This window comes from Alicycliphilus sp. T452 (genome assembly GCF_054512775.1).
This window is the reverse complement of the sequence record NZ_JBTNEH010000051.1, coordinates 1-6,338: the sequence shown is the minus strand read 5'-3', so window position 1 is coordinate 6,338 and position 6,338 is coordinate 1. Positions and strand designations below refer to the sequence as shown.

The following is a 6,338-nucleotide window of genomic DNA, read 5'->3' as shown; positions in this document are numbered from 1 at the left end:
TTTGCCTGGCTGGAGAAGAACCGCAGGCTGTGGAAGAACTGCGAGCGCCTGCTCAACACCAGCCTGCAGTTCATCCACTTGGCGTTCTTGGCGTTGCTACTCAGGAGATCGTAAACAGGTTCTGAGGCAGAAGGGCCTGCGGAAACTCAGGGCAGCGCGACCGCTCCGCGGTTGATGGTGTGGATCTGCGTGTTGGTGTATTCGAGCAGCCCTTCCAGGCCGTTCTCCCGCCCCAGGCCGGACTGTTTGTGGCCCGCCAGCGGATACTGCGGCGAGAGTTCGTGGATGGTGTTGACCCATACCGTTCCCGCCTGCAGGCGCCGGGCCACCCGTTCGGCGCGTTCAAGGTCGGCGCTCCACACCGAGGCCCCCAGGCCATACGGGCCCTGGTTGGCGCGGCGGACCACTTCATCCTCGCTGCTGAAACGCAGCAGCGGCAGCACCGGGCCGAAGGCCTCTTCGGTGACGATGGGGGCATCGTCCGGCGGATCGTCGGCGATGGCGACCGGCACGAAGTAGCCGCGGCCCGGCGGCACATCGCCGCCCGCCAGAAAGCGCACGCCACCGGCGCGCGCCTGCGCCAGAAGGCTGCGGATGCGCTCGTGCTGCCGCGCATTCTGCAGCGGGCCTATGCGTGTGCCGGGTTCCATGCCGTCGCCGATCTTGACCGTGCGGGCATAGGCCGCCAGCGCCTGCGCGAAGCGCTCATAGATGCGCGCATGCACGTACATGCGCTTCGATGCCAGGCAGAACTGGGCGTTGTTCGCAAAGGCGCCCCAGAAGATGCGCGGCACCCAGGCGTCGATGTCCACATCGTCGAACACGATGGCAGGATCGTTGCCGCCCAATTCCAGGGTCACGCGCTTGAGCGTGTCCGAGGCGCTGCGCATGATGGCGCGCCCCGTCGGCGTGGAGCCGGTGAAGGCTATTTTGTCGATGCCGGCATGCTCCGTCAGCCAGGGGCCCAGCCGGTCGGTGCCGGAAACGACGTTCAGCACGCCAGGCGGCAGCAGATCGCGCAGCAGTTCCCCCAGCTTGAGCGACGTCAGCGGCGTGAACGGCGAGGGCTTCAGCACCATGGTGTTGCCGGCCACGAGCGCGGGCGCGATCTTCCAGACCGCCAGCGTCATCGGGAAGTTCCAGGGCGCGATGGCGGCGACCACGCCCAGCGGCACGTGGCGCTTGACCACCTTCCTCTCCGGCGTGTCGAGCAGCACCTCGTCGGGCAGCCCCATGCACGCGGTTTCCTTCAGCCAGCGGATGCAGCGGGCGACCTCTGCGTGCGCATCGGCCAGCGGCTTGCCCTGCTCGCTCGTGAGCAGTCTGGCAAAGGCATGGTGGTGCGCCTCCAGGCGCCCGGCGATGCAATGAACCAGCGCCTGGCGCTGCGCCAGAGGCACGGCCTGCCAGCCGTCGAAAGCGCGCCGCGCAGCGGCGACCGCCGCGTCGAGTTGCGCCCGGGAGGCCTCCGGCGCCTGCGCCAGGCAGTCCGTCGTGGCCGGATTGACGACCGGGAACGAAGACTCGCCGGCCACGGGAAGGCCACCGATGGTCATGGTGAAGTCGTGCTGGAAATCCATCGCAGTCAGTGGTGCAGGAGGGGCATCGGGCACGCCGCATGGCGCTGGCATCCGGGCGGCCGGTTCATCAACCCTCCGGCCCGGGGCGCTCAGGCTGCAGGATGACGCGGCCGACCACGCGGCCATGCTCCAGGTCGTCGAGTGCTGCGTCGGCCTCTGCCAGGCAGCGGCAGGTGGTGGGAATGGGAGGCAGCGCACGGTCGCGCACCAGCGCCATCAGGGCATGCAGCTCTTCCAGGCTGCCGACGTAGGAGCCGTGGTAGCTCAGGGCGTGGATCGGAAGCAGGGGCGTCGGCAACGCGATCTGCCCCCCGAACAGGCCGATCTGCACGAACTGCCCGCCCTTGGTCAGCAGGTCCAGCGCCGACTGCACGGTCTGCGCGGACCCAACGCAATCGAGCACCGCCCAGACGCTGCCGCCAGCCGCGCTCCTGACGCGGGCCATGAAGCCGGGGGCCGCGGGGTCGATGGCCTCGCATGCACCTGCGGCGAGCGCGGCCTCGCGCCGCGCTGCGTCCGGCTCGACAACCACCGCGCCGACGCTGTCCAGCGCAAGCAGCAACGTCACCGCCATCAGGCCCAAGCCGCCGGCGCCGAAGATCACGACGCGCTCTTCGCGCAGCACGGCCGGGTCGAACTTGCGCAGCGCACTGTAGGCCGTCAGCCCCGAACAGGCATAGGGCGCCGCCTGGGCCGCCGGCATGTCGCCGATGTCGATCAGATAGCGCGGGTGCGGCACCAGCACATGATCGCTGTAGCCGCCGGCGCGAAAGATGCCGAGAAAGCGCGGCGCCGGGCAGAGCTGCTCGGCGCCGCGCCGGCAGACCTTGCACTCGCCGCAGCCGATCCATGGGTAGACCAGGCAGCGCCGCCCGACGGCGACCCCGGCCGCCTGGGGCCCCACCGCCACCACCTGGCCCGCGACCTCGTGGCCCAGCGTGAGCGGCAGGCCCACCCCGCGGTCGCCCATCGTCAGGCGCTTGCCGCCGCCCATGTCGTACCAGCCCTGCCAGGTGTGGATGTCGGTGTGGCAGACGCCGGCGGCCTGCACGCGCAGCAGCACCTGGCTGCCATCGGGGCGCGGCGTCTCCTGCACTGCGCGCGCGAGCCGCGCGCCGAACCGATGTACTTGGTAGCTGATCACCGCTGGACCTCCGGGCCTGTCCACTCACCTGGCCAGGCGGCATTCGCTCTGCGACAGCGGGCGGAACGCGGTCTCGCCCGGCGTGGTGGCGATGACCTTGTACAGATCCCACGGGCCTTTGGATTCCGCAGGACTCTTGACCTGGTAGAGGTGCATGTCGCGCACGACCCGGCCATCGACGCGCAGCTTGCCGTTCGTGGTCATGAAGTCGTTGATGGGCGTGGCGCGCATCTGTGCCATCACCTTATCCGGGTCTTTGCTGCCGACGGCCTTGATCGCCTTCAGGTAATGCGTGACGGCGCCGTACGTGCCCGCCTGCGTCATCGTCGGCATGACGCCGTTGCGCTTGTAGAAGCGCTGCGACCAGGCGCGGGTCTCCTCGTTCTGGTCCCAGTAGAACGCCTCGGTCAGCATCAGCCCCTGGGCCAATGGCAATCCGATGGACTTGACGTCGGTCAGGAAAGCCAGCATGGCGGCGAGCTTCTGCCCGCCCTTGGTGATGCCGAACTGGCCGGCCTGCTTGATGGCGTTGATCGTGTCCTGCCCGCCGTTGGCCAGGCCGATGACCTTGGCCTTGGAGCCCTGGGCCTGCAGCAGGAACGAGCTGAACTCCGACGCGCCCACGGGATGGCGCGAACTGCCCAGGACCTTGCCGCCCAGTTCCTTGATCACGTCGGAAGTGTCCTTCTCGAGCGACTGGCCGAAGGCATAGTCGGCGGAAAGGAAGTACCAGCTGTCGCCGCCGGCCTTGACCACTGCTGCGCCCGTGCTGCGCGCCAGTGCGTAGGTGTCGTAGGTCCAGTGCACGGTGTAGGGCGAGCAGCTCTTGCCGGTGAGCTCCGACGTGGCGGCGCTGGTCACGATCACGATCTTCTTCTTTTCTTCGCCGAGCTTGCTGACCGCCAGGGCCAGGCCCGACGCCGGCAGGTCGGTCACCATGTCAACGCCCTCGACATCGAACCACTGGCGGGCTTTCGTCGAAGCGATGTCGGCCTTGTTCTGCGTATCGGTGTAGACCAGCTCGATCTTCTGGTCCAGCACGCTGCCGCCGAAGTCCTCGATGGCCATGCGCGCCGCGTCCACCAGGGCCTTGCCGCCGATGGCCGAGTAAATGGATGACAGGTCGGCCAGCACGCCGATCTTGACGGGCGGCTGCGCCGCCTGAGCCAGGGCGCTGGAAACGCCGAATGCCGCGATTGCGAATGTGAGTGTTGTGGCGAATGGGCGCATTTTTGTCTCCGTACAGCTCCATATTCGCAACAAGGTTAGAGTTTATGGCGATAAATAACTAATATGATATTTTTATGGTTCGATATATAAAACATATAAATCTCCCGGAGAAACCCTATGCTCGATTTCGGTCTGCGCCAAATGGCGCATTTCATCGCCGTGGCCGAAGCGGGCAGCTACCGTGAAGCGGCCGAGCGCATGTTCATCGCGCAACCCGCGTTGTCGATTTCCATCCGCAAGCTGGAAGAAGCCCTGGGTGCACGCGTGTTCGAGCGCGGCGCCCACGGCGCCACATTGACGCCGGCGGGCCAGGCCTTCCTGGTCGAGGCGCGGTGCTGCCTCATGCAGGCGGAGCAGGCGCGGCAGAGTGCCCGCCTGGCGGCGCTGGGCGAATGGGGCCTGGTTCGGCTGGGCTTCGTGGGCTCGGCCATCTACCGGCTGCTGCCCTCGCGGCTGCCCGACTTCGCCGCACGCCACCCGAGCGTCACGCTGGAGCTCAGCGAAGGCACGACCGTGGGCATGGTCGAGATGCTGCGCGCCGGCCAGATCGACGCCGCGGTGATCCGCATGCCGATCGATGACGCCACGGGGCTTCATATGCAGGCCGCGGAGAAGGATGACCTGGTTGCCGTGCTCCCGGCCACGCATCCGCTGGCGAAGCGCAAGCGCATCGACCTGGGCCAGCTGGCGGAGGAGACCTTCATCATGTTCTCCAGGACCCACGTCCCCAACTTGCGCGCGACCATCCTCGAAGTCTGCCGGAAAGGGGGAGGCTTCACGCCGCGCGTGACGCAGGAAGCGACACAGGCCATCACGGTGGTGGGACTGGTCGGGAGCGGCCTGGGCGTCGCGCTGGTGCCCAGGGTCATCACGCGCTTTACCAATGAGCAGGTGCGCTTCGTCTCGCTGACGAACAAGGAGAGCACGGGCTGCCTGACACTGGCCGTTGCCACGCGGGACCACGAGGTCCCGGAGGCGGCACGCAGGCTGTGCAACGCCCTCGTGCAGACTTGAAGCGCGCCATGCTGCACAGGATTTTGGTCAAAAAACGCTGAAACTCTTGCTCAGCAAGCGTTTTCAGCTCTCTTTATTGAAGTATTCGCACGCCGTGGGGATGCGGGCCGCTCAGGAGCTCAGTGCGGGCTGTGCCACTGCCGGCTGATGATGTCCTTGAGCACTTCGGATGCGCCGCCCGCAATACGGGCCACGCGGGCATCGACCCAGGCGCGGCCAATGCCGTATTCGGCGCTGTAGCCATAGCCGCCGTGCAGCTGCAGCAGCTCGTCGAGGTACTTGCCCATGAGTTCGGTGGCCACCAGCTTGGCGCAGGCCGCCTGCTCGACGCTGATGCGCTGCTGCACGTGCTGGCGCACCAGGGCGTCGATATAGACGCGCAGCATGCCGCAGTAGGCCTTGGCCTCGGCCAGCTTGAACTTGCTGTTCTGGAAGCCCAGGATGCTGTTGCCGAACACCCTGCGCTCGCCGGTGTAGCGGACGCTGGCTTCGAGCTGGGTCTCCAGCACCATCGCCGAGCGCAGCGCGATCACCAGGCGCTCCTGCGGCAGTTGCTCCATCAGGTAGATGAAGCCCTTGTTCTGCTCGCCGAGCAGGTTCGAGGCCGGCACGCGCACGTTGTCGAAGAACAGCTCGGCGGTGTCCTGCGCATGCAGGCCGATCTTCTCCAGCGGCCGGGCGCTCTTGGTGAAGCCCGGGGTATCCGCCTCGACGGCGATCAGCGACACGCCCCTGGCGCCCGCAGCCGGGTCGGTCTTGCAGGCGAGCAATACCACGCCGCAGTTGATGCCGTTGGTGATCCAGGTCTTCTGCCCGTTGATGACCCACTCGTCGCCATCGCGCACCGCCGTGGTCTTGATGTTCTTCAGGTCGCTGCCGGTGCCGGGCTCGGTCATGCCGATGGAGCCGATGATCTCGCCGCGGCACAGCCTGGGCAGGAAGCGCTGCTTGAGCGCCTCGCTGCCGTAGTGCAGCAGGTAGGGCGACACCATGTCCGAATGCACGGGGATGCCGGTGTTGAGCCCGATACGCGCCAGCTCTTCGGTCACCACGCATGCATGCAGGAAGTCGCCGCCGGGGCCGCCATACTGCTCGGGAATGGTGGTGCACAGGATGCCGTTCCCGCCCGCCATGCGCCAGAACGACTTGGGCGTGACCCCGTCGCGCTCCCACTGGCGGATGTTCGGCGCCACCTCTTTCTCGCAGAAGCGCCGCACCTGCTCGCGGAACTGCTCGTGTTCCTCGGGGTCTCCTCGTTTTCAGTGCAATAAGTGACGGTACGCAAAGCTAGCACTGGCGCGGGGGTGGTCTGGGTAGACCGTTGATTTCATTGACTTTCCTGTTCGCTTTGTAAACGGGTATGGTGGCCT

The 6,338-nt window shown here is 66.9% G+C and carries 4 protein-coding genes and 2 pseudogenes; 2 read left to right on the top strand and 4 right to left on the bottom strand.

Translation table 11 applies throughout. From position 1 onward, the window contains the following. Window positions 1–114, top strand: a pseudogene (locus ACX12L_RS22625) (IS5/IS1182 family transposase); the annotation flags it as partial. Between the two features lie 32 nt (window positions 115–146). On the opposite strand, the gene ACX12L_RS22620 reads toward ACX12L_RS22625, so the two are convergent. The 3 genes from ACX12L_RS22620 to ACX12L_RS22610 form a co-directional block, all read right to left on the bottom strand. Beyond that, window positions 147–1,580, bottom strand: a complete 1,434-nt coding sequence (locus ACX12L_RS22620) for an aldehyde dehydrogenase family protein (RefSeq protein WP_459264543.1) — start codon at window positions 1,578–1,580, stop codon at window positions 147–149. A gap of 67 nt (window positions 1,581–1,647) precedes the next feature. Continuing rightward, window positions 1,648–2,724, bottom strand: a complete 1,077-nt coding sequence (locus tag ACX12L_RS22615; protein WP_459264542.1) for an alcohol dehydrogenase — start codon at window positions 2,722–2,724, stop codon at window positions 1,648–1,650. 24 nt (window positions 2,725–2,748) lie between these two features. After that, window positions 2,749–3,954, bottom strand: a complete 1,206-nt coding sequence (locus ACX12L_RS22610) for an ABC transporter substrate-binding protein (RefSeq protein ID WP_459264541.1) — start codon at window positions 3,952–3,954, stop codon at window positions 2,749–2,751. A gap of 117 nt (window positions 3,955–4,071) precedes the next feature. On the opposite strand from ACX12L_RS22610, the gene ACX12L_RS22605 reads away from it, so the two are divergent. Next, window positions 4,072–4,968 carry a LysR family transcriptional regulator gene (locus tag ACX12L_RS22605; RefSeq protein ID WP_459264540.1) on the top strand — a complete coding sequence of 299 codons (897 nt, stop codon included), beginning with the start codon at window positions 4,072–4,074 and terminating at the stop codon, window positions 4,966–4,968. 119 nt (window positions 4,969–5,087) lie between these two features. Here the strand turns inward: ACX12L_RS22605 and ACX12L_RS22600 are convergent. Continuing rightward, window positions 5,088–6,212 (bottom strand): annotated as a pseudogene (locus tag ACX12L_RS22600) (acyl-CoA dehydrogenase family protein); the annotation flags it as partial. Between the last annotated feature and the right edge of the window lie 126 nt (window positions 6,213–6,338).